The organism is Variovorax sp. FW301-JW7 (assembly GCF_058788795.1).
This window is the reverse complement of the sequence record NZ_JBYTBC010000011.1, coordinates 1-26,740: the sequence shown is the minus strand read 5'-3', so window position 1 is coordinate 26,740 and position 26,740 is coordinate 1. Positions and strand designations below refer to the sequence as shown.

Here is a 26,740-nt window from a genome sequence, read left to right as displayed (position 1 = left end):
CCGCCGTGGCAGGATGGCGGCTGTTCGACGATGACGACTTCACGCCCGAGGATTCCGACGATGCGGCTTCTGCCCTCCGCCTGGTGCCGCCGCTGGCTGGCGCCCTGGCTTCTCGTGCCCTGGCTGGCGGGCGCGGCGAGCGCGCAACTCGCACCGCCCTCCGCACCGCTCTCGCTCGCCAGCGACCCCGCCGTGCTGGCCCGCACCGCGCTCGGCGCCGAGCGCGGCACGCTGGTGGTCGGCCTGCTGCGCGGCGACAAGGCCGCCTACGGCATCGCCCACAACCCCGAGCCGCTGGTGGCGCGCGCCATTGCGCCGGCCAGCGCGGAGCAGCCGATGTTCGAGATCGGCTCGGTCACCAAGGTCTTCACCGGCCTGCTGCTCGCGCAGGCGGTGGAGCGCGGCGATGTGGCGCTCGACGACAGCGTGGGCAAGCTGCTCGCCGGCCATGCCGAGGGCGTGCCGCTCGCCGTGGCGTCGATCACGCTGCGGCAGCTCGTCACCCACACCGGCTGCCTGCCCGTGATGGCCGACGGCGTGACCGGTGGCGCCGCGCTGGCCGAGCAGTTCCGCAGCTTCGACCTGCCGATGTTCTGGGCCGCGCTCGCGCGCATCCACCTGACGGCCCTTGCGGCGCCGTGCGAGGCGCGCTACAGCAACTTCGGCATGGCGCTGCTCGGGCAGCTGCTGGCGCTGCGCTACGGCACCTCGTGGGGCGAGCTGGTGCGCGCGCGCATCACCGAGCCGCTGGGCATGAACGACACCGTGATCCCGCTCGGCGACAAGGCCTCGCGCATGGCGCCGCCGTTCGCGGGCGACCAGCGCCAGCGCCGCTTCGATATGCATGCCTACGCGCCCGCCAGCGCGCTGCGCTCGACCGCCGCCGACATGCTGGCCTTCAGCCGCGCCATCCTCGCCGGCGCGCACGGCCCGCTGGGCCCGGCCGCCGCACGGCTGCTCACGCCGCTCGCGCGCTACGAGGGCGCCGAGATCGGCTATGCCGTGATGGTGCGCGGCCCCGAGACCGGCCGTCGCACCTACTACCACGCAGGCGTCACCGAGGGCTACCGCACGCTCTGGCTGCTGGCGCCCGACACCGGCGAAGCGCTCATCGTGCTCGCCAGCAACCAGCGCGCACCGCTGCAGCCCGTGATGCTCGCCATCGGCAAGAGCCGCTACCCGGTGCCGACGACCGAAGTGCCCATCGATCCGAAGCGCCTGGCCGACTACGCGGGCGAGTTCCGCGTCGGCAAGGCGCAGATGCTGGGCTTCACCGTGCGCGACGGGCGTCTGCTGGCGCGTGAATCGGGCAAGGGCTACAACCTTCTCACGCCCACGGGGCCGGATCGTTTTGCGGTGACGGCCATCGGCGCGCAGTTCGTGTTCCGGCGCGGCGATGGTGGTGAGGTGAATGGGGTGACGCTGACGCAGGGCGGCAGCCGGCTCGAAGGGCGACGCGTGGGGGCCGCCGCTGCCGTGAGGTCGGAGTGAGCGCGGGCGCGTTCAGCGTTGTGCCAGCGCGAGCAGGTCGTTCGCCATGTGCGTGATCTTGTCGCGCATCACGAGCTGGCGCAGCCAGCCGGCGGGAATGCCGTCCACGCCGTAGAAGGCACCCGCGATCTGGCCGCAGATCACCGCGGTGGTGTCGGCATCGTCACCCAGGTTGGCGGCCGCGAGGACCGCCTGCTCGAACGAGTCGGTGTGCGCGAAGCACCAGAGCGCTGCTTCGAGCGATTCGACGCAGTAGCCCGAACCCTTGATGCGTTCGATCGGCTTCGAGGCGTAGTCGCCGCGTGCCAGCGCCGCGACCTTCTCGCTCAAGGGCGCCAACGGTACGGTGGCAAGGATCGCCGCCTTGCTTTCGCCTTGCAGCGCTGCGCGCAGTTGCAACGCGAAAAGCTGCGAGCACTCGATAGCCTCCTGCGCGCCGTGCGTGGTGCGTGTGCTTTCGCCGGCCTGCCGCCAGGTGGCTTCGGCGCTCGGCGCGTAGAACATCGGCACCGGCGCGAGCCGCATCAGTGCGCCGTTGCCTGCCGTGCGAGGACTCGGGTCGCCCGCGAACGGATCACCGGAGCCGACGTAGCGACTGAGCGCTGCCGACACGGTGCCACCAATGTCGAAGCAACGGCCGTTGCTGCTCATGTAGCCTACGCTGCGCCAATTGCAGTAGCGGTTCATCTGGTCAGTGGCGTCGAAGTCCTCGCGATAGATCAGGCTTGCCGCAAGGCACAGCGCCATCGAGGTGTCGTCGGTCCATTCGCCGGGCTCCAGGTCGAACGGACCGCCGCCGTGCATGCCCGTCACAGCCACGAAGCTGCCGCGGGGGCTGAATTCGACGGTGGTGCCCACCGCATCGCCGCAGGCCAGCCCGAGCAGGCATCCCTGGTAGCGCGCCGCGTTCATGGGGCCGCCCTCAGTTCGTCGCGGGCCGCCATCAGCGCATAGCCCAGCAGGTTCAGGCCTTTCCAGGTGCGCGGGTCTTGCGCCGCCGCGTCCGTCGCAGCGAGGCCGATGCCCCAGATCGCATCGACGGGGCTCGCCTCGACCAGCACCTGCCGGCCGGTGCCGAGCAGGTACGCGCCGAGCGCCGCGTTCTGCGAGAACTTCGCAACGTTTCCGCGCGTCACGAGGTCGAAGCGCGCTTCGAGCCACGCCGCTTCATCGAAGTTGCCGATCTGGCGCCCCAGCTTCTTTGCTTCGCCGGGCGTGCGCGCGGCGATGATCTTTTCGCAGGTGGCCGCGTCACCGAAGAGCCGCGCCTTGCCGGCCATCATGAAATGCTCGGCGGTACGGTAGGTGACGCCTTCGACAGTGAAGGGCGCCTCGTACCACTGGCTGAAGCAGCTCTTGCCGATGCTGCCGTCCTTCGGGACCTGGTGGCCCCAGAAGAGCAGGCAGTCGATCTTGTGGCCTTGGGCGATGTGCGCGAGCAGGTCTTCGTTGCTGCGCAGCGCGTGGGGTCTGTTCGTCGTCATTCCTTGTGGTCCTCAGGATTCGAAGCCGAGCACATGCTCGACCGGCAATTGCAGCCCGGGGTTGTCGTTCTGCGCCATCGGGCGTTGAGCGTCCACGAAGGCGCGCATGTCGATCACCTCGAGCAGTTCTTCGTTCGCAAACGCGGCGAGCGTTCGGCCGCGCAGGCCCAACTGAATGGCGCGGCGTTCCAGCTTGTTGCCTGCCGGTGCGTGGTCGGGGTCCCATTGCAGGCGAACCTCGGAACGGTTGACCGCCTCCTGCCACGCATCGCGATCAGGATAGCGCTCGGCATCGAAGGTCGAGGGCACGGCCTCGCGCACGACCCGTTCGAAGAACGCGCGGCGCAGCCGCAGCCCGAGCGTGACCTCCTGGCCTTCCTTGGTGCCCCAGCCGGAGCGATACATCATCCAGAGGAAGTTCGGTTTGATCCAGCTCATCCGTGAAAGGCTGAAGTCCGGTCCGTCGAGACGGCCGTGCCAGATCGCGTATTCGCCGATGGCGGGGCGGTAGGCCTGATAGACGATGACGGACTGGGCATCGTGATGCGCCAGGATGTGCTTTCCGTCCTGCGGCCAGCGCTCGCGTTGGGCGAGATGGGGCTCGGTGGGAAGCGGCATGGTCTGCTTGTTCATTGTTCTGGGTTCCTCTCGTTGTTGTTCTTCTTGCGATCTCATTGAGTTGCTCTGTGCAACTAATGATGGGTTGTATAGTACAACTAATAAATCCGGAGTCAAGCTGATCGTGACCATGCCCGCTTCAACGTTCCCTGCCTTGACCTTTCCCCGCCCGTTGGTCACTGTCGATGTGGCGATGTTCACTGTGCTCGATGACGCACTGCAGGTCTTGTTGGTGAAACGGGCGGCCGACAGCAACGAGCCGTTTCCTGGCAAATGGGCATTGCCGGGCGGCTTCATCAACACCGATGAAGATGCCTCGTTGCTCGATTGCGCACTGCGCAAGCTGCGCGAGAAGACCGGCGTGGTCACGCCCTATCTCGAGCAGCTCGGGAGTTGGGGCGGGGCGCAGCGCGATCCGCGCGGGTGGTCGGCCACGCACTGCTTCTATGCACTCATTCCGGCGCAGGCCATGCAATTGCGAAGCGGCGCCAACGCCGCCGAGGTGGCGTGGTTCGAGGTCGATGCGGCCATGCGCAAACGTCTGGCGTTCGACCACGGAGAACTGCTCGAGGCGGCCGTTGCGCGTCTGCGCAGCAAGGTGGAATACACCTCGCTGCCGGCCTTTCTTCTGGAAGAGCCTTTCACCTTGCCATCGCTGCAGCACGCCTATGAGGTCGTGTTGGGCCGCGACATCGACAAGAGTGCCTTCCGCAAGCGGATGCTGGATGGTGGGTTCATGGAAGAAGCAGGCATGGTGGCGGGCAGCCTGGGCCGGCCCGCCATGGGCTACCGATTGCGAGACCGTTCGCAGGCCGCGTTGTTTCCGCGCACGTTCAATGCGCGGTAGGCGCGGGTCGCCTCAGGCCCGTTCCGACATCGCGTGCAGGTACGCCCGCACCGCGCCATTGCTGCTCAACCCGATCGCCCGGTCGTAGGCCTGTCGCGCCGCCACGCGCGCGCCGCCGGCCGCGAGCAGGTGCGCGCGCGCCGCCCAGAACGGCTGGTAGCTCGCCACCTCGTCCGATGGAATCGCATCGAGCGCGCGCAGCCCGGTCTCGGGCCCGCGCGCATTCGCCAGCGCGCACGCCAGGCTGACCTGCGCGCCGATGCTGGGCCGCAGCGCGAGCAGGCCTTCGTACAGCGACACCAGCACTTCGGGCGGCACCGGTGCGCCCGCGCGGCGCTCGCAGTGGGCCGACTGGATCGCGGCCTCGAGCTGGTAGGGACCGAGCGACTGCATGGCCGACGCGATGCGCAGATGGTGCTCGGCCTCGGCCAGCAGCGCGTGGTCCCAGCGCGTGATGTCCTGCTGGTCGAGCGGCACGTAGGCGCCGGCCTCGGTGCGGCGCGCCGCGGTGCGCGCCTCGCAGAACAGCATCAGCGCCAGCAGGCCCAGCGGCTCGGGCTCGGCGGGCAGCAGGCGGCACAGGATGCGGCCCAGGTCGATGGCCTCGGTCGTCAGGCCGCGCGGCAGGGCGTCGGCGCCGTCGACGTCGTCCCAGCCGGTGCCGTAGGCGGCGTAGATGCCGTCGAGCACGTCACGCAGCCGGTGCGGCAGGTCGCGCGCCTGCGGGTATTCGAAGGGAATGCCGGCGGCGCGGATGCGGGCCTTGGCGCGCACCAGCCGCTGGCCCAACGCAGAAGGCGAGGTGAGGAAGGCGCCGGCCATGCGCGCGGCGTCGAGCCCGAGCACGGTCTGCAGCATGAGCGGCGCGCGCGCGGCGGCGTCGATGGCGGGGTGCGCGCAGACGAACAGCAGGCGCAGGCGCTCGTCGGGCACGGTGGCGGCATCGGGGTCGGCCTCGTCCATCTCGCCGGCGAGCAGCAGCAGCGTCTGCGTGGCGTCGTCCTGCACGCGGCTGTGGCGCCAGGCGTCGAGCTTGCGGTGCCGCGCGACGCTCAGCAGCCAGGCGTCGGGCTGCACCGGCACGCCGTCGGCGGGCCAGCGCTCGAGCGCGCGGGCGAAGGCGTCGGCCAGGGCGTCTTCGGAGGCCGCGATGTCGTGCGTGCGGGCGGACAGGATGGCCAGCAGCCGCCCGTACGACGCGCGTGCCGCGCGTTCGGCTGAATTGCGTGCCGCCTGTTCGGCGGCGTGATGTGCCGCCGGGGTGGTCACGTCTGGCTCGCGCCCGCCATCGCGGTGGCCGTGAAGACCGGCCGCACTTCGACACCGCCGCTGGCGGCGCAGGGCGCACGCGCGGCCCATTCGAGCGCGGCGTCGAGGTCGGGCACGTCGACCACGAAGTAGCCGCCGAGCTGCTCCTTGGTGTCGGCGAAGGGGCCGTCCTGCACCTGGCGCTTGTCGCCGCGCACGCGCAGCGTGGTGCCGGTCATGGGCGGCAGCAGGCCGTGGCCGCCGAGTGCGACGCCCGACTGGCGCACCGCATCGGCATACGCGACCCAGCTCGCGCGGTAGGCCTGCGAGGAGGGGTCGTCACGTTGTTCGAATTCGGCGGCGGGTTGGTAGAACATCAACATGTACTGCATGGTGTTTCTCCGTGAGGAAAAGCTTGCCGAGCAAGAGCGCTCACCACAATGACGGCCCGCAACCGGTCATTTCGACACCGGACCGGTGCCGAGCAGAAGATTCTTGATCTGTTCGCCCTTTGGCGCAATGAGAGGCCCCGCTGCCGCGGGGCCGTTCAGGTCGCGCTCAGGCGGCGCGGGCGCGCACCGCGGGCGTGAACAGCGCTTCCATTTCCTGGCGCAGCCGGTAGGCGGCCGTGGTGGTGTCCATCGCCACGTCGGCCCAGCTCAGGCTCTGGCCCTTCTTCACGGGGCGCACGAGCCTGACGTTGTGCGCCAGCCCGAGCGGCAGGCCGCCCAGGCGCAGCGAGCGCTCGGCCGGCAGCAGCTTGCCCCAGACGGTGTAGCCGCCTTCGCCGTCGAGCATCTCGCCCGCGGCGAGGTCGCGCTTGGCGGTGGCGACCACGTCGGCGTTCCAGCCGGTGGCCACGCCGGTGGGCTCGCCGCGCAGCGCCACGCTGGCGACCGACATGCCCACCTCGAGCCCGATCAGGTGCCAGCGCTTGTACAGCGTGAAGTAGCGCCCGCTCGGGTCGGTGTGGGCGTTGTATTCCTCGAAGCAGTTCTTGATGTAGTCGGTCTCGGCCTCGACCGTGACCCACACGCCCATGCGGATGTCGTACGGGATCTTGCGGCCGTCGGCCTCGAGCGACGAGATCACCTCGACCATGCCCTTGCGCTCCAGCACGCCGCCTTCGCTCTTCGGACGCGTGACGAAGGGAATGTCTTCCACGCTCGCGGGCGGATAGAGCAGGCCGTCGGAAGGAACGCCCAGGCCGGTGGCGTTGGCCACGGCCGAGCTTTCGATCGACGGCTTGGAGCCGTCGAGGAAGCTGTTGAACATCTTCGGGTTGAGCCCGCCGCGTTTCGCCTGCTCGGGCGTGAGGCCGTAGTTGCCCCACACGGTCTCGGGCGTCGATTCGGTGAAGTGCGCCAGCCACTTGTGGCCGCGCCCGGCCGCCACCACCGGAAAGCCGCAGGTGCGTGCCCAGTCGACCAGGTCGCAGATCAGCGCGGGCTGGTCGCCGAAGGCCAGCGAATACACCACGCCGGCCTGCTGCGCCTTGTGCGCGAGCAGCGGGCCGCAGAAGGCGTCGGCCTCGACCGTCACGTTGACCACGTGCTTGCCGTGCGCAAAGGCGTCCAGGCAGTGGTCGACCGCGGCGACCGGGTTGCCGGTGCACTCCACCACGATGTCGATGCCGGGCTCGCGCGTCACGGCCTGCCAGTCGTCGGTGATCCAGGTGGCGCCGGTCTTCAGCGCCTCCTGCACCGAGCCGGCGTTGCTGCGCTCGGCCTGCCAGCCCACGCGCTCCAGGTTGACGCGCGCGGCGGCGGGCGAGAGGTCGGCAATGGCGACCAGCTGCACGCCGGGCGTGCGCGGAATCTGCGCCAGGTACATGGCGCCGAACTTGCCGGCGCCGATCAGGCCGATGCGGATGGGGCGGCCTTCGGCGGCGCGTTGTTGCAGGCGGGTGTGCAGGCTCATGGCGGTCAGGCTTCCACGGTTTCGATGACGTCGGGCGAGGTGCGCAGCGCGCTCTCGGGCAGGCCGTCTTTCCACGGCACCTCGACGGGGTAGGGCGTCAGCAGGCAGTCGTCGGGCAGCACCTCGATGGGCGTGAAGTTTCTGTGCGCGATGTACTCGGGCCGCTGGTGGCGGCGGATGTGGTTGCTGACCGCGCACAGGCTCAGGTACACGGCCACGCGGTTGAAGGGCGAGAGGTTGCTGCCCGAGGCATGCACCAGGCAGCTGTGGAACAGGATCATCGAACCGGCCGGCCCCTTGGGCGAGACGATGCCGCCCTGCGTGCCGCCGGCGCGGTCGACCAGCTGGCGGATCAGGTCGTTGTCGACCGTCCACAGCGGGTAGCTGGTGGTCGTGAGGTCGTGCCTGGCATCGACCACGCCCTTGCGGTGGCTGCCCGGAATGAACATCAGCGGGCCGTTGTGCTCGGTCACTTCGTCCAGAAAGATGGCCACGTTCATCGCGCGCTCGGTGGGCATCAGGTCGTCGTTGAGCCAGGTGCCGTAGTCCTGGTGCCACTGCCACACGTCGCCCTCGAAGGCCATCTTGCCGTTGATCTTGAACTGGTGCATGTAGACCGCTTCGTCGAACAGGTCCATCACCGGCTCGACCATGCGCGGGTGCCGCGCCAGCCGCGCGAAGGGCTCGCTGATGAGGTGCGCCGCGAAGTTCGTGCGCACGGCGTCGGAGCCCTTCTCTCGCACGTTGAAGGCCGCACGCTTGCTGTACAGGTCGGGCACCGCTTCGGTCAGCACCTTCGTCTCTTCGGGCGAGAAGTGGCCGGGGAAGAACAGGTAGCCCTCGCGCTCGAACTGCGCGCGTTGCTCGGGGGTCAGCTTCATGCCTTGTCTCCTTTTTTGGTGGGGATTCCAGATGCGGATGCCATGCGTGCCAGCTGCTGCGCGAGCCGCTCGGCCAGTGCATCGCTGGCGCGCGAGACGTGCTCGTCGCTCAGGCGCGCGGCGCGCTCGACGTCGCCGGCGGCAATGGCGTCGGCAATGGCTTCGTGCTCGTCCCACAGCGACTCGCGCTGCGGCTCGGCCTGCAGCACCGCGCCCATCGCGCGGCGCAGGTGGCGCCAGTGCGGGTCGGCGCTCTGGCCGATCAGCGGGTTGCCCGAGGCGGCGTAGATGGCCTGGTGAAAGGCCACGTCGGCATCGATCATGGCTTCGACGTTGCGCCCGCGCGCCGCGCGCCGGCCGCGTTCGATGAGCTTCGGGTCGATGCGAAAGCGCTGCTGCGCCGCCAGCCGCGCGGCCAGCACGTCGAGCGCGCCGCGCACCTGGTAGACCTTGCGCATCGCCTCGGCCTCCAGCGGCGCCACCAGCACGCCGCGCCCGGGGGCGTCCTGCACGAAGCCGTCCTTCTTGAGCAGCCGCAGCGCCTGCAGCACCGGCTGGCGCGACACCGCGAGCCGCGCCGCGATGTCCTCCTGCGTGAGCCGCTCGCCCGGCGCGAGCGCGCCGCTGCTGATGGCGCCGAGCAGGGCGCGGTAGACCTGGTCGACGAGGTCGGGGGCGACTTCGATGCTGAGCAACTGGGCGGGCATGGTGGGCCTTTTCTGAACTCTGTATACAGAGTACGGACTTCGACCCAGGGGTGCACTGGGGGTTTTCACCCACGCGGCGGCGCGTTACCAGGGCGCTGGCAGTGGCGCGACGCTCTCGTGGGAAGGAAAGTGCGGCAGCACCTCCTCGGCCAGCTCCTGCAAGACTTCTCTCGCAGGCCGGCGCGAGAACTGAATGCCGAGCGCGGCGTGGTTGACGCCGGCCTCGCGCCATTCCGTCAGCAGCGCGATCAGACCCTTGCGGCCCGTCTTGAGCACGTAGCCGCCGTTCATCGGGATGCGCGGATGGTCGGGGTCTTCGCTCAGGTCGATCCATTCGTTCGTCATGTGCGGGCGGAAGCCGCCGCCGGGAATCAGCGCGCGCCAGGCGCGGATCTTCTCGGCCAGTTGGCGCGGCCCCATGACGTTCTGCGTTGAGCCCGGGTAGGTGAGCCAGCCGTCCGCGTGCGTGCCGATCCACTCGAGCGACTGCTGCGAGGAGCCGGTCACCATCAGCGGGATCGCGCCGCTGGCGGGCCGGGGCAGCAGCGTTGCATCGCTGAGCTGCCCCAGCGGCGATGCGATGGGGCCGCCGCCTGGTTGCACCAGCTGCCGGAAGTAGGCGACCGATTGCGCGAAGCGCGCGCCGCGTGTGCCGTGCTCCAGACCGTAGGCGGGAAACTCGACGGGGCGGTCGCCCGACGCCACGCCGAGCACCAGCCGCCCGCCCGAGAGCTGGTCGATGGTGACCGCCGCCTTGGCGAGGTCGATCGGGTGCCGCAGCGAAAAGATCGCGCTCCCGATGGCCAGCGACACGCGCTGCGTGCGCGCGGCCAGGAAGGCCAGGTAGGTGAACGGATCGAACACCTGGCCCGCGTCGCCGAAGCGCGGATCGAACAGCGGCACGTCGCGCGCCCAGATGGCCGCAAAGCCCTGGCGGTCGATATCGGCCAGCAGCGCCGACTGACCTTCGAGCACGGCCATGTCGCCCTCGAAGAAGCGCAGCGGCAGGAAGATGCCCAGCGTGAGCGCGTCGGGCGCGAACATGCGGCGGTAGCCGGGGTGGGTGGCGAAGGCGTGGGCGGAGGCGCCGGTGGGCAGAGAAGCTTGCATGTCGGAGGTTGGAAGAGGAAGGGAGAGCGCGGCGTCAGGCGTCCGTCGCGGGTTCGGGCAATGCGATGCCGCGTTGCACCGCCGGCCGCGTGGCCACGCGTTCGTGCCACGCGGTCAGGTGGCGGTGGCGGCTGAAGTCGAACGCGACGATCCGCGCGATGTGCGTCCAGCCGAAGGTCGCGATGTCGGCCACGGAGTACGAATCGCCCGCCAGCCAGTGGTGGCTTGCGAGGTGACTGTCCAGCGTCGAGAACGCGGCCTCGGTGAGCTCGCGATAGCGGTCGATGGCCTCGGGGTTGCGTTGCGTGGCGATTCGCTCGAAATGCACGCGCTGCCCCAGCAGCGGCCCCATGCTCGATGCATGGAACATCAGCCACGTGATCGCCTGCCAGCGCGCGGCAGGTTCCGTCGGCAACAGGCGCCCGGCTTTGTCGGCCAGGTACAGCAGGATGGCCGCCGACTCGAACAGCGTGATGCCGGCCGCATGGTCCACCAGCACCGGAATGCGGCCATGCGGGTTGAGTGCGAGGAACGCGGGGAGGCGGTGCTCGCCGCGGTCGATGCGCACGTGGTGCAGCGTGTAGGGGAGCGCGAGTTCCTCCAGCGCGATGGTGATCTTGAAGCCGTTGGGCGAGCTGTCGGTGTAGAGCGAGAGGCTTGGTGTCATGAAAGATAGAAAATCTGATTTCCTTGGGCATCGATGAACCGATGCTAGGGAGAGAGAATCCGATCGACAAACGATGATTCGTCGATCAAAAAATCAGTTTTTCTAATGACTGGAAACCCATGGGAAGCGTCCTGCCTTTGCTCGCCTTGCGTGCCTTCACCGAAGCCGGCCGGTGCGGCAGCCTCAAGGCCGCCGCCGAAGTCCTGGGCGTGACGCCGGGCGCGGTGAGCCAGCAGATCCGGGTGCTTGAGCAGCGCCTGAACGTGTCGCTGTTCGTGCGCGAGCGCTACGGCGTGCAGCTCAGCGAAGCGGGGGCGCGCATCCATCCGAGCCTGGTGCGCGCGTTCGACCAGATTGAACACGCCGTGTCCGTGCTGGAAGCCGCGTCGAAGCAGCAGACCCTCACCGTGAGCACCGTCGCGTCATTCGCCGCAAGCTGGCTCGTGCCGCGCCTGGGCGCGTTCTCGGCGCTGCACCCGGAGATCGAGGTGCGGGTCGAGGCCTCGTCCAAGCTCGCCGACCTGCAGCGCGACGGGGTCGACGTGGCGATACGCCACGGGCTGGGCGTCTACCCCGGCCTGCAGGTCGAGCGGCTGATGGCGCCCGTGCTCTTGCCGGTGGCCAGCCCCTCGTTGCTTGCCCAAGGCCCTGCGGTCCGCAAACCCGCCGATTGCCTGAAGTACACGTTGCTGCACGACAGCGACCGTGCGGACTGGGCGCTGTGGCTGCAGGCGCACGGCGTCGAGCCTGAGGATGCCGCGCTGCGGGGTCCCGGTTTCGAGGAAGACCTGTTGCTGCTGCGCGCCGCAGCCGCCGGTCAGGGCATTGCGCTCGTGCAGGACACGCATGCGCAGGAGTATCTCGACGAAGGCCGCCTCGTCGTCGCCCTGAACAAGCGCTGGCCGTCGCGCTTCGCCTATTACCTGGTGAGCAAACCGGGCGCCACGCGGCGGCCGGCGGTGAAGGCGTTTTCGGCATGGGTGATGGCGCAGGCCGCATCCCCCGCGCGTGCGCCGCAGGCCAGCAGCCGCTAAGCTTGCGCGATGCAACTCCCTACCTACGACGACGTCATCGCCGCGGCCGCGCGGCTCGAAGGCCATGCCCACCGCACGCCGGTGCTGCAATCGACCACCGCCAACGAGCGCTGGGGCGCGCAGTTCTTCTTCAAGTGCGAGAACTTCCAGCGCATGGGCGCGTTCAAGTTCCGCGGTGCGTTCAATGCGCTGTCGAAGTTCGACGCGGCGCAGCGCAAGGGCGGCGTGATCGCCTTCTCGTCGGGCAACCACGCGCAGGCCATCGCGCTGTCGGCGCGCCTGCTGTCGATGCCGGCCGTGATCGTCATGCCCAAGGACGCGCCCGCCGCGAAGGTCGCGGCCACGAAGGGCTACGGCGCCGAAGTGGTGATGTACGACCGCTTCACCGAAGACCGCGAGGCGCTGACGAAGCGGCTCGCGCAGGAGCGCGGCATGACGATGATTCCGCCCTACGACCACCCCGACGTGCTCACGGGGCAGGGCACGGCGGTGAAGGAACTCATCGAAGAGACGGGCCCGCTCGATCACTTGTTCGTGTGCCTCGGCGGCGGCGGGTTGCTCTCGGGCTCGGCGCTGTCGGCGCGTGCGCTGTCGCCCGCCTGCAAGGTCTACGGCGTAGAGCCCGAGGCCGGCAACGACGGCCAGCAGTCGCTGCGCGCCGGGAAGATCGTGCACATCGAGACGCCCAAGACCATCGCCGACGGCGCGCAGACGCAGCACCTGGGCGAGTACACCTTCGGCATCATCAAAAGGGATGTCGATGACATCTTCACCGTCACCGACGAGCAGCTCGTCGAGGCGATGCGCTTCTTCGCCGAGCGCATGAAGATGGTGGTGGAGCCGACGGGGTGCCTCGCGTTCGCGGGCGCCATCGCGGCCGCAAAAGCCATCGAAGGCCAGCGCGTGGGCATCGTGATCAGCGGCGGGAACGTCGACCTGTCGCGCTACGCGTCGCTGATCGGCTGATTCTTCTCAGGCCCGGATACCGCTCGCCGTCAAGTGCAGCAACCGGTCCGCGCGCGCCGCCGCGCTCTCGGAGTGCGTGACCAGCACCAGCGAGGCGCCGTGCTCGCGCGTCTGGCCGATCAGCAGGTCCATCACTTTCGCGGCGGTCGAGGGGTCGAGGTTGCCGGTGGGTTCGTCGGCCAGCAGCAGCGCGGGCCGGTGCACCAGCGCGCGGGCGATGGCCACGCGTTGCAGCTGGCCGCCTGAGAGCGTCTGCGGCAGCCGCGCGCCCATGCCGGGCAGGCCGACGGCCTCCAGCATGTGGGCGACGCGCGCGTCCTCGCGCGGGCGACCCAGCAGCATCAGCGGCAGCGACACGTTCTGCGCCACGTCGAGGTGCGGCAGCACATGGAAGGCCTGGAACACGAAGCCCACGTGCTGGCGGCGCCAGAGCGCGCGGGCTTCGCCGTCGAGCGCGCCGATGTCGGTGCCGTCGTGCGACACGCTGCCTTCGTCCCAGCTGTCGAGGCCGGCCATGCAGTTGAGCAGCGTCGACTTGCCCACGCCCGATTCGCCCACGATGGCGACGAACTCGCCGGGCGCGACCTGCAGGCTCACGTGTTCGAAGACGGGCGCGTCGCCGTAGTGCTTGCCGAGGTTGGAGAGGTGCAGGGTCATGCGGGCGTCGCCGAACTTGCAATATGGGCGATGTGATGCACGGCGGCCTGCACCGCGTCGGGCGCGTCGCAAGCGATGACGGTGCGCTGCGGCATGCTGCGCAGCCAGGTGATCTGCCGCTTGGCGAGCTGGCGCGTGGCGGCGATGCCGCGCTCGCGCAGCTCGCCCAGGGTCTTGGCATCGGGCGTTGTGTCGCCGCAGGCGTCGAGCATCTCCCAGGTTTGGCGGTAGCCGACGCAGCGCATGGAGGGCAGGTCGGGCGACAGGTCGCCGCGCGCGCGCAGTGCCTTCACCTCGTAGAGAAAACCGGCTGCGAGCATGGCGTCGAAGCGCTCGGCGATGCGCCCGTGCAGCCAGGCGCGGTCTTCGGGTTCGAGCGACACGAGCACGCCGCCGTCGACGGCCTTGGCGGCCTTGGTGTCGCTGGCATGGAAGCTCGACAGCGGCTGGCCGCTGCTTTCCCACACCTCGAGCGCGCGCTGGATGCGCTGGCTGTCCTGCGGCGCGAGCCGCGCGGCGGTGACGGGGTCGACCTGCGCCAGCCGCGCATGCATGGCGGGCCAGCCGAGCGCAGCGGCTTCGGCATCGAGGCGCGCGCGCACGGCGGGGTCGGCGGCAGGCATGGCGTCGATGCCGTCGAACAGCGCCTTGAAGTACAGCATGGTGCCGCCCACGAGCAGCGGCAGCGCGCCGCGCGCGCGGATGTCATCGATCAGGCGCGTGGCATCGGCCACGAAGGCGGCGGCGCTGTAGCTGTCGCGCGCATCGAGGATGTCGATCAGGTGGTGCGGTACCGCAGCCTGCTCGGCGGCGGTGGGCTTGGCGGTGCCGATGTCCATGCCGCGGTAGACCAGCGCCGAGTCGACGCTGACGATCTCGACCGGCTGCAGCCGGGCCACGGCCAGGGCGACGGCGGTCTTGCCGGACGCGGTGGGGCCGGCGAGCGCGATGTAGCGCGGGGGAACAGGGGAAGCGGGGGGCATGCGTCGAGGGTAGCAAATGGCACACACCGGGCCGCTGCACGGGGCTTGTCTGGGACGCCGGGCGGCAGCGCGGGGCTTGCCCGCGACGCAGTGCTCAGGCGACGGCGGTCGCGTCCCGCATCCGCCGGATGTCGCGCAGCGGCGGCGCACCGAACAGGCGCGCGTACTCGCGGCTGAACTGCGAGGCGCTTTCGTAGCCCACGCGTACGCCGGCGGTGCCGGCATCGATGTTCTGATTCAGCATCAGCTGCCGGGCTTCCTGCAGCCGCAGCTGCTTCAGGTACTGCATCGGGCTCATGCCGGTCACGGCGCGGAAGTGCTGGCGGTAGGTCGACGGGCTCATGTGCGCCGACGCGGCCAGCTCGTCCGCCTGCACGGGCTTCCTGAAATTCATCTTGAGCCACGCCAGGCTCTGCGCCACCTGCTGGCAGGGCGAGCCGACGGTCACTAGGCGCTGCAGCTGCGGGCCGTGGCGCCCGGCGAGCAGGCGCACGACGATTTCCTTCTGCAGCAGCGGCGCGAGCTGCGGAACGAGCTGCGGCTCGGCCAGCAGCTCGACGAGCCGCGTGACGGTGCCCAGCAGCGTCGGGTCGAGCGCGCCCAGCGACAGGGCGCGCTGGTTGTGGGGCTCCCTGGAGGGCGGCGGCAACGCCATCTCGGTCGCCACCTGCACGATGGCGCGCGGATCGAGCCGGATCATGAGGCCCAGGAAGGGCTGCGCCGCGCTGGCGCGGGTGACGTGCGCCACCACGGGCAGGTCGGCCGTGATCAGCAGCGACTGGCCGGCACCGTACTCGTAGATCTCGTCGCCGAGCGCCGCGCGCTTCTGTCCGCCGACGGTGATGCCCAGGCCGAAGCCGTAGATGCAATGCACGGGCTCGGTCGCGGCGCTGCGCCGGTGCAGCGAGAGTTCGGGAATGGCGGTGGCGTGGTCGCCGTCGTTTCGGGCAATGCGCCCGACCGCCGCGGCCAGGGCACCGAGGACGGCCGAATCGTCTGGCTGCGTCGGCTGTAGCACTTCCATCTGAATCCTTTCGGGTGCTTGCGCAAAGTCTAGCGGGCGCATCTCATGCGCTTGGCGTTTCCGGCGCAGTCTCGTTGTTTCAGGCAAGAACGCGCGCGGATTGGGCAAGTGGCGGCGGGCGCTTCGTCGGACACTGGCCGCCGTGAAGTCCTGCCGCGCGCGGCGCGAGGACCGTGCTTCCCCTCCACGATGATGAAAAAAGAAATGACCCACGACGAACGACATCCGCATCGCATCACCGCCTCGCTCGTGGCCGCACTGGCCATCGGCGCGAGCATGGCCGGGTCCGCACCTGCTTTCGCCAGCACCGCGCTGGCGCAGAAGTACGCGTGCGTGGCCTGCCACCAAGCCGCCGTGAAGGTGGTGGGCCCCTCCTGGAAAGAGATCGGCGCGCGCTACGGCGACGGCAAGGGCACGGCCGCGCAGCTGGCCGCCAGCATGAAGGCCGGCAGTTCGGGCAAGTGGGGCGCCATGCCCATGCCCGCGCAAGCCCAGGTCCCCGACGCGGACCTGCAGGCGCTCGCGCAATGGGTGCTCGACGGCGCCAAGTGAACAAGATCGTTTCAACTCACCCACGGAGAAAACCCACATGAGTGCGCTCCACGTCAACGGCCGTGACCACACGGTCGACGCCGACCCCGGCACCCCCATCCTCTGGGCCCTGCGCGACACGCTGGGCATGACCGGCACCAAGTTCGGCTGCGGCGCGGCGCTGTGCGGCGCCTGCACCGTGCACATGGACGGCCAGGCCATCCGCTCGTGCATCACGCCGATCGCGGCGGCCGAGGGCAAGAAGATCACCACCATCGAAGCCGTGACCGGCGGCAGCGACCGCGTGGGCGCGGCCGTGCATGCCGCGTGGGTCAAGCACGACGTCGCGCAGTGCGGCTACTGCCAGAGCGGCCAGATCATGAGCGCGACCGCCTTCCTGCAGTCGCTGCCCAAGGGCAAGCAGCCCAGCACGGACGAGATCGACTCGGCCATGGCCGGCAACATCTGCCGCTGCGGCACCTACGCCCGCATCCGCGCCGCCGTGGCCGATGCGGCCAAGACCCTCGCCTGAAGGAGCCGACGACATGCTGCCAAACATCGACTACAACGACCTGCCGCGCGCGCTGCAGCGCCTGATGGCCCAGCCTGCAACCGATGACGCCGACGCGGTCGCCACGCTGCCCCGCCGCAGCTTCCTGAAGATGGCTGGCGCCGGTGGCCTCGTGCTCGGCGCGTTCCCGCACCTGGCCATGGCACAGGCCGACGGCCCGGCCAAGGCCGGCGGTGCGCTCAAGCCGACGCAACAGCCCTCGGCCTTCGTGCAGATCGCGCCCAACGGCGAGGTCACGGTCACCATCAACCGCCTCGAGTTCGGCCAGGGCGTGCAGACCGGCCTGCCGATGATCCTGGCCGAGGAGCTCGATGCCGACTGGGCCCTGGTGCGCAGCCGCAGCGGCACCAACGATGCCGCCTACGCCGACCCGCTGTTCGGCATGCACCTGACCGGCGGTTCCAACTCGATCAAGAACAGCTACACGCAGTACCGCGAACTGGGCGCGCGTGCGCGGGCCATGCTGCTGTCGGCCGCGGCGCAGCGCTGGAAGGTCGACGTGGCCACGCTGCGCACGCAGGCCGGCACCGTGATCGGCCCGGGCGGGCGCAAGGCGGGCTACGGCGAGCTGGCCGAAGCGGCCATGGCGCTGCCGGTGCCCGAGACGGTCACGCTGAAGAGCCCGAAGGACTTCCGGATCATCGGCCGCCCGACCACGCGCCTGGACGCGCGCGCCAAGAGCAGCGGGCGACAGGACTTCGGCATCGACGTGAAGCAGCCCGGCCTGCTCACGGCCGTGGTGGCGCATCCGCCCGTGTTCGGCGCCCGCCTGGCCTCGGTGGACGACAGCGCCGCGCGCGCCGTCAAGGGCGTGAAGGCCGTGCTGCGCATTCCGCTGGACCGCGGCGCCGAGGGCGTGGCCGTGGTGGCCGACGGCTACTGGCCCGCCAAGCTGGGCCGCGACGCGCTCAAGCTGCAGTGGAACACCGATGCGGTGGAGAAGGTCGACAGCGACAAGCAGCTGGTGCAGTACCGCGAACTCGCGGGCCGCCCCGGCAACCGCAAGTTCGACGCCGACATGGCGCCGCTGGCCGGCGCGCCGCACAAGCTCGAGGCCGAGTTCGTGTTTCCCTACCTGGCCCACGCGCCCATGGAGCCGGAGAACTGCACCGTGAAGCTGTCGGACAGTCGCGCCGAGCTGTGGGTCGGCACGCAGTCCGCCGACCTCGACGGCCAGGCCGCGGCACGCACGCTGAAGCTCGACCCCGCGCAGGTGAAGGTGAACGTGCAGATGGCGGGCGGCGGCTTCGGCCGGCGCTTCGTGGGCTCGAGCGACTTCGTGGTCGAGGCCTGCGAGATCGCCAAGGCCGCGCGCACCGCCGGCCTGAAAGACGCCCCCGTGCGCCTGCTGTGGAGCCGCGAGGACGACATCAAGGGCGGCTACTACCGCCCCATGCACCTGCACCGCGCACGCATCGGCTTCGACGAACGCGGCAAGATCCTCGCGTGGGACCACGTGATCGTGGGCCAGTCGATCACCGGCGGCACGGTGTTCGCCGGTTCCATGGTGAAGGACGGCATCGACGCCACGGCCGTCGAGGGCATGCGCGATCCGTACCCCGTGCCGATGCGCCTCACGGTGCATCACCCGCAGGTCAACGTGCCGGTGCTGTGGTGGCGCAGCGTGGGCTCCACGCACACCGCCTTCGTGATGGAAACGCTGATCGACGAGATCGCCCGCACGACGAAGCAAGACCCGGTGGCCTACCGCATGAACCTCTTCGGCGACAAGCACCCGCGCCACCGCGCCGCGCTGCAGCTGGCGGTCGACAAGAGCGGCTACGGCAAGAAGAAGCTGGCCGAAGGCCGCGCCTGGGGCGTGGCCGTGCACGAGTCCTTCGAATCGGTGGTGGCCTATGTGGTCGAAGCGTCGGTGAAGGACGGCCAACCCGTGCTGCACCGCGTGACCTCGGGCGTGCACTGCAACCTGGCGGTGAACCCGCGCAGCGTGGAAGCGCAGGTGCAGGGCGCCGCGGTGATGGGGCTGTCGACCTGCCTGCAGGGCAGCGCCATCACGCTGAAGGACGGCGTGGTGCAGCAGGGCAACTTCGGCGATTTCACGGTGGCGCGCATCACGCAGGTGCCCGAGTTCGATGTGCACATCGTGCCCAGCGCCGATGCGCCCAAGGGGATGGGAGAACCCGGCCTGCCGCCGCTGGCGCCTGCGTTCGCGAATGCCGTGGCGCGGCTGACGGGCAAGCCCTTGCGCCAGCTGCCGTTCGACCTGGCCTCGGCCTGACGCGGGCGGGAACGGGACCGGCTGAAAAGCCGGGCTAGATGGCGGCGGGGGCGGGCATCTGCGCCTCGCCCCGCACGCTCTGCGGCGACAGCGCGGCAGAAGGCGAGGACGGCTGCGAAGGCTGCGGCGACACCAGCCGCGGCTGCGGCCGGTTGTCCGCCACGGTGCTGCTGCCTTCGGGCTTCATGCGGAACAGCTGCGAGAGCGCCGCGCGGTACTGCGTCGCGCCCACCGAGTTGGTGTTGTGGTGCGAGCCGCCTTCGACCAGCACGAACATCTTGGGCACCGTGGCCGCGTCGTACAGCTTGCGTCCGAGCGTCGGGTTGATCAGGCTGTCGGCGGTGCCGTGCACCACCAGCAGCGGCGCGCCGATGTCCTTGACGGTGTTGATCGCCTCGAAGCGCTGCGTGATGAACGGGCCGAAGGGCAGCCAGCCCCACTTGAAGCTGCTCACCACGTCGGCGATGGAGGTGAAGGTGCTCTCGACGATGGTGCCGCTCTCGTCGTTCACCGTGGCCGCCAGGTCGATGCCGATGGCGCCGCCCAGCGAGTGGCCGAAGATGTAACGGTGTTGGCGCGGATGGCGTGCGGCGAGCCAGGTCCAGGCGGCGCGGGCGTCTTCGCGGGCCGAGGCTTCCGAGGGCAGGCCCTTGGAGCTCTTGCCGAAGCCGCGGTAGTCGATGGCCAGCACCGAGAAGCCCAGCTCGTGCATGCGCTGGATGCGCGGCGCCGAGCCGGCCACGTTGTAGCGCGCACCATGCAGGTACAGCAGCACGGGGGTCTCGGTGGTTTCGGGGGCGCCGCCGAGCCACAGGCCGTGCAGGCGCGCCGGTTCACCGGTGATGGACGATTGAAAGTCGATCCAGACGTCCTGCATGCCTTCGGTCATCTGGGCCGAGTTGCCCCAGCTGCGGTCGCTGGGCTGGAAGATCCATTCGCGCTGGCGTTCGTCGAGGGTCGAACAGCCGGCGGCCAGCAGGGCACAGAGCGAAAAGATGGACGCGAGGAGGGGCCAGCGTTTGATCATTGCGTGGAGGGACAGCGAAAGTCGGCCGAAAGTTCATCTGCTTGCTTTCTGAAACGCGTCGGCATCGCGAGTCATATTCCCCCTGTGCAGCGCTCGCCGGCGCCTGGCACGAGACCATGCAACGTGCGTGCCCGCACCGTGGATGACGCTGCAAAACCCTCGAAAACCCTCGAAATGGGCGCTGACGGCGCCGATCTGCCCCGCAGGCCGCGGGATTCAGCCCGGTGCCGGCTGCACGAAATACACCACCATCCGCAGGTGCCGGTGCGCGTCGACGACCAGCGTTTCGTGGTGAAACTCCAACGGCCCGGTGTCGGTCCTGTCGGCCATCCGTACGCATCCGAGGCCGCGCCGGGCGGTCGCGCTGTCGGGGGTGTCCCACCAGCGGCGGAAGTCGGGCGAGAGTTCTTTCAGGTCCGCGACCAGGCCGAGCATGGCCGGATCGTCGGGGGCGATGGCGAAGTCGTAACGGAATTGCGCCAGCAGCCGGGGCGCATCGTCGCGCCAGGCGGGCAGGCGGCGCCGCAGTTCGGGGTCGGCGAACACCATGCGCAGCAGGTTGCGCACTTCGGGTTCGCGCGCGCTGAAGCCGAACAGCGCCTCGGCCGCGGCGTTCCAGGCCACGACATCCCAGCGCAGGTTGCACACGTAGGCAGGGCGGGTCGGCAGGTCGTCCATCAGCTGCTGGATGTGGGGCGTGACCGACACCGGCTGATAGGCCTCGGGCGGCGGCGGGCGCTTGTGGGCCAGCAGGAACAGGTGGCTGCACTCGGCGTCGTCGAGCTTCAAGGCATGCGCCACGCCGAGCAGGAATTTCTGCGACACCTGGATCTCGCGCCCCTGCTCGAACCAGGTGTACCAGGTGAGCCCCACGCCGGCCATCACCGCGACCTCTTCGCGGCGCAGGCCGGGCGTGCGCCGCCGCCCCTGCGAGGGCAGGCCGACATCGGCGGGCGTGAGCTTGCGGCGGTGCCGGGTCAGGAACTCCGACAGCTCGTTCTTGGTGCGGCTGAGGCTGCGTTCGATCAAGGCTGTTGCCTTCAGTAATAGGATAAACACTTAAATTGTAATGTGATGATCTTGTCCTGAAGATGGGGCTTCCGCAACCCGAACGCGCACCCGGAGGCCCCTTTTGACCGCACCTTGCGATTCACTTTCCCTTTCCGACAGGCCACCCGCCGCGCGGCGCGAAGGCCGCGCCGGCGCCCGCGAATGGACCGGGCTCGCGCTGCTGGCGCTGCCGACCTTCCTGCTCGGCCTCGACCTCACGCTGCTGCACCTCGCATTGCCCGCGCTGGCCCTGGACCTGCGACCCACGAGCGCGCAGGCGCTGTGGATCGTCGATGCCTACGGCTTCATGATTGCTGGCTTTCTCGTCACGATGGGCACGCTGGGCGACCGCATCGGGCGGCGCAAGCTGCTCATGGTGGGGGCGGCGGCGTTCGGCGTGGCGTCGGTGATCGCGGCCTCTTCGACCAGCGCCAACCAGCTGATCGCCGCGCGTGCCGTGCTCGGCGTGGCGGGCGCGACGCTGATGCCGTCGACGCTGGCGCTGATCAGCAACATGTTCCTGCACCCGCACCAGCGCGCGCTGGCGATCGGGCTGTGGGCGACCATGTTCGCGCTCGGCATGGCGGCCGGGCCGGTGGTGGGGGGCCTGCTGCTCGCGCATCACGGGTGGGGCGCGGCCTTTCTGGTCGCGCTGCCGGTGGTCGGGCTGCTGCTGGTGGCGGCGCCGTTCCTGCTGCCGGAGTACCGCGCGCCGCAGCAGGGGCGGCTCGATCTGCCCAGCGTCGCGCTGTCGCTGTTCGCCTTGCTGCCGGTGGTCTACGGCATCAAGCAGGTCGCGAAGGACGGGATCGGCGTCGGTGCCGTGCTGGCGCTCGTCGGTGGGTTGGGGTTCGCGCTGTGGTTCGTCCGGCGGCAACGGCGGCTGCGCCATCCGCTGATCGATCTCGACCTGTTCGCCAGCCGGGCCTTCAGCATCGCGCTGGTGGTGTTGCTGGTGGGGCTGGTCGGTGTCGGCGGCACGATGCTGCTGGTGACCCAGTACCTGCAATTGGTGGCAGGGCTGTCACCACTCGCGGCCGGGCTGTGGATGGGCCCGCCGGCGCTCGCCATGGTGGCGGCCGGCATCACGGCACCGCTGCTCGCGCGGCGCATCCGGCCGGGCCATGTGATGGCGGGTGCGCTGGGGCTGTCGGTCGTGGGGTACCTGGTGCTGAGCCAGCTCGATCGCACGCCGCATGGCATCGCGTGGGTCACGGCCGCGTTCTCGCTCGTGTACCTCGGCCTGGGCACGATTGCCGCGCTGGGGACCGACCTGGTCGTGAGTGCCGCGCCGCCCGAGAAGGCCGGGTCGGCCTCGGCCTTGTCCGAAACGGTGCAGGAGCTGGGCCTGGCCGTGGGCATCGCCACGCTGGGCAGCCTGACGACGGCGGTGTATCGCACGCGGATGGGCGAGCCGATCGACGGCATGGCCGTGGCGCTTCAACGCGCGGTATCGGACAGCCTGGCTGGCGCCACGGCGGTCGCGCACGAACTGCCTGCCGGCGTGCTGGAGCAAGCACAAGCCGCCTTCCTCGCAGGACTGAATGCCGCCGCAGCCACCAGCGCCGTCAGCATCGCGGTCCTGGCGGTGCTGGCCGCCGTCACGCTGCGGCATGTCGGCGTGGCCGCCGATGACGGGCTCAGCGCCCGCGCATGAACAGCGAATCGAGCTCGCGGATCGACAGCTGGCGCCAGGTCGGCCGGCCATGGTTGCACTGGTCGGAGCGCTCGGTGGCTTCCATCTGGCGCAGCAGGCCGTTCATCTCGTCGATGGTGAGCTTGCGGTTGGCCCGCACCGCGCCGTGGCAGGCCATGGTCGACAGCAGCTCGTTCTGCGCGCGCTGCACCACGGTGCTCGCGTCGTGCTGGCCCAGCTCGGCGAGCACGCTGCGCGCCAGCTCCACCGGGTCGCCGTCGGCCAGCGTGCCGGGCACGGCGCGCACGGCCAGCGTGCGCGCCGAGAAGGGCGTGATCTCCAGCCCCAGCGTGGGCAGCACCTCGGCGCAGGCCTCGGCCGTGGCCACTTCCTGCGGCGTGGCGGCGAAGGTGGCCGGGATCAAGAGCGGCTGGCTCGTGATGGCCGCGCCGTCGAGCTGGGTCTTGAGCCGCTCGTAGACGATGCGCTCGTGCGCCGCGTGCATGTCGACGATCACGAGGCCCTGGCTGTTCTCGGCCAGGATGTAGATGCCCTGCAACTGGGCCAGCGCGCGGCCCAGCGGCCAGGCGTCCTGGTTCATGACGGGGGCGGGAGCGGGCGCTTCGTCTTCCGGCAGCCCGACCGGCGCGCGGAACGACATCGCCGGCGCTTCGGTCTGCCACTGCGACGGGGCCGTGACCGGCGCGTGCCCCTGTTCCTCGGTACGCCGCGGCCACATCGCCTCGAAGTCGCCGGTGCCGCGCTCGCGCGCCTGGAACGGGATCGCGGGCTGCGACCAGCTGGCGCTCGGCGGCAGCGGGGTCTGCTTGAAGAAGGGCTGCGGCGGCGCGTCGGCCGGTGCCAGCGCATCGCCGGCGCGCGGTGCGGCCAGGGCGTCCTCGATGGCGTGGCGCACCGCCTGGTGCACCTCGCGCCCGTCGCGAAAGCGCACCTCGATCTTGGTCGGGTGCACGTTGACGTCGACGCGCGCCGGGTCGATCTCCAGGTACAGCACGTACACCGGCTGGCGCTGGCCGTGCAGCACGTCTTCGTAGGCGCTGCGCACCGCGTGCGACAGCACCTTGTCGCGCACGAAGCGGCCGTTGACGTAGAAGAACTGCTGGTCGTTGCGCGAGCGCGCCGCATCGGGAATGCCGGCACGGCCGACCACGCGCACCGGGCCGCCTTCGCGCAGCACGGAGACGCTTTGCGACACGAAGTCGTCGCTCAGCGCATCGGCCAGCCGCTGCTCGGGCGTGGCGGCGGCGCGCCATTGTTCGATCAACTTGCCGTCGTGCCAGACCGAGAAGCCCACCTCGGGCCGCGCCAGCGCATGGCGGCGCACGGCCTCGATGCAGTGGGCCAGCTCGGTGGCGTCGGTCTTCAGGAACTTGCGCCGCGCGGGCGTGGCAAAGAACAGCTCGCGCACCTCGACCGTGGTGCCCACCGCGCGTGCCACCGGCCGCAGTTCGCCGGTGCCGCCGTCGAGCACGAAGGCGCTGTCGGCGCCGGTGAAGCGCGAAAGGATGCTGAGTTCGGCAATCGCGTTGATGGCCGCAAGTGCCTCGCCGCGAAAGCCCATGGTGCCGACCGTTTCCAGGTCGCTCAGGCTCGCGATCTTGCTGGTGGCGTGGCGGCGCAGCGCCACCGTGAGTTCTTCGCGGGGAATGCCCAGGCCGTCGTCTTCGACCGAGATCAGTCGCACGCCGCCCGAGGCCAGCCGCACGGTGATCTGGCGCGCGCCGGCGTCCAGCGCGTTGTCGAGCAGTTCGCGCACCACCGAGGCGGGGCGCTCGACCATTTCACCGGCGGCGATCTGGCTGATCAGCTCGTCGGGGAGTTCACGGATCGGGCGGCGTTCGGCGGGGGGGAGGGAGGAGGGTAGGGCACTCACCGGAAACATTCTAAAAGCGGGGGCGCGGACCGGACTTTCTACAGGGTATCGAGGTGTTCGGGAGGTGTATTTGGCGCGCTTATACCGATCCTCAACCGATCTCATTGGCTTTGGCGAAGGCGAAAACCTAAGCTCCCTCTCGCCAACGTATTCGCACAACAAGAACGCACCGGAGACACCCAGGACACCGCCATGGCCCACCGCCATGCCGCGCAGGGGGCCGCCGCGCGCGTTCGCCGACCCTCCTGAAAGCCGACGCCATGACGACACCCCGCCCCCTGCGCTCCGCCGCCTGGTTCAACAACCCCGAGCACAGCGAACTCTCGGTCCTGCACCTGGCCTGGTTCCTGAACTACGGCCTCACCCGCGAAGAACTGCAATCGGGCAAGCCGATCATCGGCATCGCGCAAAGCGGCTCCGACCTCACGCCCTGCAACCGCCATCACCGCGAGCTGTCGCTGCGCGTGCGCGAAGGCATCCGCGAGATGGGCGGCATCGCGATGGAATTCCCGATGCACCCGATCCAGGAGAACGGCCGCCGCCCCACGGCCGCGCTCGACCGCAACCTGGCCTACCTGGGGCTCGTCGAGATCCTCACCGGCTACCCGATCGACGGCGTGGTGCTGACCACCGGCTGCGACAAGACCACGCCCGCCGCGCTGATGGCCGCGGCCACCGCCAACATCCCCGCCATCGTGCTGTCGGGCGGCCCCATGCTCAACGGCTGGCACGAAGGCCAGCGCACCGGCACCGGCACCACGCTGTTCAAGGCGCGCGAGCTGTTCGCCAAGGGCAGCATCGACTTCCCCGGCTACATCGACCTCGTGGGCTCCACCGTGCCCTCGGCCGGCCACTGCAACGTGATGGGCACGGCCTCGACCATGAACGCCCTGGCCGAGGCGCTGGGCATGAGCCTGCCCGGCTGCGCGGCCATTCCCGCGCCGTACCGCGAGCGCGGCCAGATGGCCTACGAAACCGGCCGGCGCATCGTCGACATGGTGCGCGAAGACCTGAAGCCCTCGGACATCCTCACGCGCTCGGCCTTCGAGAACGCGATCGTCGTCAACTCGGCCATCGGCGGTTCGACCAACGCGCCGATCCACCTCATCGCCATCGCCAAGCACGCGGGTGTCGAACTCAACATCCAGGACTGGGAAACGGTCGGCCTCGACGTGCCGCTGCTGCTCGACATGCAGCCCGCCGGCAAGTACCTCGGCGAGGAGTTCTACCGCGCAGGCGGCGTGCCCGCCGTGGTGGCCGAGCTGCACCGCCACGGCCTGATCCGCACCGATGCGCACACCGTCAACGGCCACACCCTGGCCGCCAACTGCGCCGACGCGCCGGTGAAAGACGCCGACGTGATCCGCCCCTTCGACCAGCCGCTGCGCGAGAACGCCGGCTTCCTCGTGATGTCGGGCAACCTGTTCGACAGCGCGATCATGAAGACCAGCGTGATCTCCGACGAGTTCCGCGCGCGCTACCTGAGCCAGGCCGGCGACCTCGACGCCTTCGTGGGCCGCGCCATCGTGTTCGACGGCCCGGAAGATTTCGAAGCCCGCATCGAAGACCCGTCGCTGGACATCGACGCGAGCTGCATCCTGTTCATGCGCGGCGTCGGCCCCATCGGACACCCGGGCTCGTCGGAAGTGGTCAACATGCGCGCGCCCTCGCACCTGCTCAAGAGCGGTGTGTCGGCCTTGCCCTGCATCGGCGACGGCCGACAGTCGGGCACCTCGGGCTCGCCGTCGATCCTCAACGCCTCGCCCGAAGCCGCAGCGGGCGCCGGCCTGGCGCTGCTGCAGACGGGCGACAAGGTCCGCGTGGACCTGAAGGAGCGCACCGTCAACATGCTCGTCGACGACGCGGTGCTGCAGGCGCGCGCCCGCGAGCTCGAGGCGAAGGGCGGCTACCCGATTCCCGCGAGCCAGACGCCGTGGCAGGAGATCCAGCGCGCGATGGTGGACACGCTGTCCGAAGGCATGGTGTTGAAGCCGGCGACCAAGTACCAGCGCGTGGCGCAGACGGCGGGGATTCCGCGTCGCAACCACTGAGGGCTGTTGCTGTTCAGGGCGCGATCCCGCCGACGGGGCACCTTGCTCCGCGAATGTCCCCCGGGGCTTCGCCCCTCCTCCTTGATTTCGCTGCGCAAGGCACC

25 protein-coding genes are annotated in these 26,740 nt (G+C 69.8%); 9 read left to right on the top strand and 16 right to left on the bottom strand.

Going from position 1 to position 26,740, the window contains the following annotated elements:
- The first annotated feature begins 60 nt into the window (after positions 1 to 60).
- A complete protein-coding gene (locus tag AC3WQM_RS25705) occupies positions 61 to 1,491 on the top strand; it encodes a serine hydrolase domain-containing protein (protein ID WP_492682695.1) in 1,431 nt (476 codons plus the stop codon).
- Positions 1,492 to 1,503: 12 nt separating this feature from the next.
- Here the strand turns inward: AC3WQM_RS25705 and AC3WQM_RS25700 are convergent, their stop codons facing one another.
- Genes AC3WQM_RS25700 through AC3WQM_RS25690 form a run of 3 tightly spaced genes read right to left on the bottom strand, consistent with a single transcriptional unit; the run spans position 1,504 to position 3,608 of the window.
- Entirely contained in the window at positions 1,504 to 2,403 is a 900-nt protein-coding gene (locus AC3WQM_RS25700; RefSeq protein WP_492682693.1) for an ADP-ribosylglycohydrolase family protein, read from the bottom strand.
- On the bottom strand, positions 2,400 to 2,975 hold the full coding sequence (gene ybiA / locus AC3WQM_RS25695) for a riboflavin biosynthesis intermediates N-glycosidase (RefSeq protein ID WP_492682691.1): 576 nt from the start codon (positions 2,973 to 2,975) through the stop codon (positions 2,400 to 2,402). Before ybiA ends, AC3WQM_RS25700 begins: the two co-directional genes overlap by 4 nt.
- Before the next feature lie 12 nt (positions 2,976 to 2,987).
- A complete protein-coding gene (locus AC3WQM_RS25690; protein WP_492682689.1) occupies positions 2,988 to 3,608 on the bottom strand; it encodes a DUF4291 domain-containing protein in 621 nt (206 codons plus the stop codon).
- Between the two features lie 115 nt (positions 3,609 to 3,723).
- Here AC3WQM_RS25690 and AC3WQM_RS25685 point away from each other — a divergent pair, with 115 nt between their 5' ends.
- The gene (locus AC3WQM_RS25685) at positions 3,724 to 4,440 is read left to right on the top strand and encodes an NUDIX hydrolase (protein ID WP_070063084.1); all 717 of its coding nucleotides are present in this window, start codon (positions 3,724 to 3,726) and stop codon (positions 4,438 to 4,440) included.
- Positions 4,441 to 4,452: 12 nt separating this feature from the next.
- Here the strand turns inward: AC3WQM_RS25685 and AC3WQM_RS25680 are convergent, their stop codons facing one another.
- From AC3WQM_RS25680 to AC3WQM_RS25650, 7 genes are all read right to left on the bottom strand, one after another.
- Positions 4,453 to 5,709: an RNA polymerase sigma factor gene (locus AC3WQM_RS25680; protein ID WP_492682687.1), complete on the bottom strand. Its 1,257-nt coding sequence runs from the start codon at positions 5,707 to 5,709 to the stop codon at positions 4,453 to 4,455.
- Positions 5,706 to 6,080 carry a YciI family protein gene (locus tag AC3WQM_RS25675; protein WP_492682685.1) on the bottom strand — a complete coding sequence of 125 codons (375 nt, stop codon included), beginning with the start codon at positions 6,078 to 6,080 and terminating at the stop codon, positions 5,706 to 5,708. Before AC3WQM_RS25675 ends, AC3WQM_RS25680 begins: the two co-directional genes overlap by 4 nt.
- Before the next feature lie 166 nt (positions 6,081 to 6,246).
- Positions 6,247 to 7,608, bottom strand: a complete 1,362-nt coding sequence (locus AC3WQM_RS25670; RefSeq protein ID WP_492682683.1) for an NAD(P)H-dependent oxidoreductase — start codon at positions 7,606 to 7,608, stop codon at positions 6,247 to 6,249.
- Between the two features lie 5 nt (positions 7,609 to 7,613).
- Positions 7,614 to 8,489, bottom strand: coding sequence for a phytanoyl-CoA dioxygenase family protein (locus AC3WQM_RS25665; protein ID WP_492682681.1), 876 nt, complete (start codon positions 8,487 to 8,489; stop codon positions 7,614 to 7,616).
- The gene (locus AC3WQM_RS25660; RefSeq protein ID WP_492682679.1) at positions 8,486 to 9,196 is read right to left on the bottom strand and encodes a GntR family transcriptional regulator; all 711 of its coding nucleotides are present in this window, start codon (positions 9,194 to 9,196) and stop codon (positions 8,486 to 8,488) included. Before AC3WQM_RS25660 ends, AC3WQM_RS25665 begins: the two co-directional genes overlap by 4 nt.
- 84 nt (positions 9,197 to 9,280) lie before the next feature.
- Positions 9,281 to 10,306 carry an LLM class oxidoreductase gene (locus AC3WQM_RS25655; protein WP_492682677.1) on the bottom strand — a complete coding sequence of 342 codons (1,026 nt, stop codon included), beginning with the start codon at positions 10,304 to 10,306 and terminating at the stop codon, positions 9,281 to 9,283.
- A 34-nt stretch (positions 10,307 to 10,340) separates the two neighbouring features.
- Positions 10,341 to 10,973: a glutathione S-transferase family protein gene (locus AC3WQM_RS25650; protein WP_492682675.1), complete on the bottom strand. Its 633-nt coding sequence runs from the start codon at positions 10,971 to 10,973 to the stop codon at positions 10,341 to 10,343.
- A 119-nt stretch (positions 10,974 to 11,092) separates the two neighbouring features.
- Here AC3WQM_RS25650 and gcvA point away from each other — a divergent pair, with 119 nt between their 5' ends.
- Both gcvA and AC3WQM_RS25640 read left to right on the top strand, forming a co-directional pair.
- A complete protein-coding gene (gene gcvA / locus AC3WQM_RS25645) occupies positions 11,093 to 12,007 on the top strand; it encodes a transcriptional regulator GcvA (protein ID WP_492682673.1) in 915 nt (304 codons plus the stop codon).
- Positions 12,008 to 12,016: 9 nt separating this feature from the next.
- On the top strand, positions 12,017 to 12,973 hold the full coding sequence (locus AC3WQM_RS25640) for a threo-3-hydroxy-L-aspartate ammonia-lyase (protein ID WP_487848416.1): 957 nt from the start codon (positions 12,017 to 12,019) through the stop codon (positions 12,971 to 12,973).
- A gap of 6 nt (positions 12,974 to 12,979) precedes the next feature.
- Here AC3WQM_RS25640 and AC3WQM_RS25635 read toward each other — a convergent pair whose 3' ends face one another.
- From AC3WQM_RS25635 to AC3WQM_RS25625, 3 genes are all read right to left on the bottom strand, one after another.
- Positions 12,980 to 13,630 (bottom strand): ABC transporter ATP-binding protein, encoded by a 651-nt coding sequence (locus AC3WQM_RS25635; protein WP_062478488.1) that lies wholly within the window; start codon positions 13,628 to 13,630, stop codon positions 12,980 to 12,982.
- Positions 13,627 to 14,613 carry a tRNA (adenosine(37)-N6)-dimethylallyltransferase MiaA gene (miaA, locus tag AC3WQM_RS25630; RefSeq protein WP_492682671.1) on the bottom strand — a complete coding sequence of 329 codons (987 nt, stop codon included), beginning with the start codon at positions 14,611 to 14,613 and terminating at the stop codon, positions 13,627 to 13,629. The genes AC3WQM_RS25635 and miaA overlap by 4 nt, the downstream gene beginning before the upstream one ends.
- 94 nt (positions 14,614 to 14,707) lie before the next feature.
- Positions 14,708 to 15,637, bottom strand: a complete 930-nt coding sequence (locus tag AC3WQM_RS25625; RefSeq protein WP_492682669.1) for an AraC family transcriptional regulator — start codon at positions 15,635 to 15,637, stop codon at positions 14,708 to 14,710.
- A 204-nt stretch (positions 15,638 to 15,841) separates the two neighbouring features.
- On the opposite strand from AC3WQM_RS25625, the gene AC3WQM_RS25620 reads away from it, so the two are divergent.
- The 3 genes from AC3WQM_RS25620 to AC3WQM_RS25610 are packed head-to-tail and all read left to right on the top strand — an operon-like array spanning position 15,842 to position 18,978.
- Positions 15,842 to 16,189 carry a c-type cytochrome gene (locus tag AC3WQM_RS25620; protein WP_492682667.1) on the top strand — a complete coding sequence of 116 codons (348 nt, stop codon included), beginning with the start codon at positions 15,842 to 15,844 and terminating at the stop codon, positions 16,187 to 16,189.
- Positions 16,190 to 16,226: 37 nt separating this feature from the next.
- Positions 16,227 to 16,700 (top strand): (2Fe-2S)-binding protein, encoded by a 474-nt coding sequence (locus AC3WQM_RS25615; protein ID WP_062478499.1) that lies wholly within the window; start codon positions 16,227 to 16,229, stop codon positions 16,698 to 16,700.
- 13 nt (positions 16,701 to 16,713) lie between these two features.
- Positions 16,714 to 18,978 carry a xanthine dehydrogenase family protein molybdopterin-binding subunit gene (locus tag AC3WQM_RS25610; RefSeq protein ID WP_492682665.1) on the top strand — a complete coding sequence of 755 codons (2,265 nt, stop codon included), beginning with the start codon at positions 16,714 to 16,716 and terminating at the stop codon, positions 18,976 to 18,978.
- Positions 18,979 to 19,012: 34 nt separating this feature from the next.
- Here the strand turns inward: AC3WQM_RS25610 and AC3WQM_RS25605 are convergent, their stop codons facing one another.
- On the bottom strand, positions 19,013 to 20,005 hold the full coding sequence (locus AC3WQM_RS25605) for an alpha/beta hydrolase (protein ID WP_492682663.1): 993 nt from the start codon (positions 20,003 to 20,005) through the stop codon (positions 19,013 to 19,015).
- 216 nt (positions 20,006 to 20,221) lie between these two features.
- Positions 20,222 to 21,034, bottom strand: coding sequence for a helix-turn-helix transcriptional regulator (locus AC3WQM_RS25600; protein ID WP_492682661.1), 813 nt, complete (start codon positions 21,032 to 21,034; stop codon positions 20,222 to 20,224).
- Positions 21,035 to 21,137: 103 nt separating this feature from the next.
- On the opposite strand from AC3WQM_RS25600, the gene AC3WQM_RS25595 reads away from it, so the two are divergent.
- Complete coding sequence (locus tag AC3WQM_RS25595) at positions 21,138 to 22,712, top strand: MFS transporter (RefSeq protein ID WP_492682659.1); 1,575 nt, start codon at positions 21,138 to 21,140, stop codon at positions 22,710 to 22,712.
- Here the strand turns inward: AC3WQM_RS25595 and mutL are convergent.
- Positions 22,696 to 24,594: a DNA mismatch repair endonuclease MutL gene (gene mutL / locus AC3WQM_RS25590; protein ID WP_492682657.1), complete on the bottom strand. Its 1,899-nt coding sequence runs from the start codon at positions 24,592 to 24,594 to the stop codon at positions 22,696 to 22,698. The genes AC3WQM_RS25595 and mutL overlap by 17 nt on opposite strands.
- 251 nt (positions 24,595 to 24,845) lie before the next feature.
- Between mutL and AC3WQM_RS25585 the strand changes: the two genes are divergently transcribed.
- Complete coding sequence (locus AC3WQM_RS25585; RefSeq protein WP_492682655.1) at positions 24,846 to 26,636, top strand: IlvD/Edd family dehydratase; 1,791 nt, start codon at positions 24,846 to 24,848, stop codon at positions 26,634 to 26,636.
- Positions 26,637 to 26,740 lie beyond the last annotated feature (104 nt).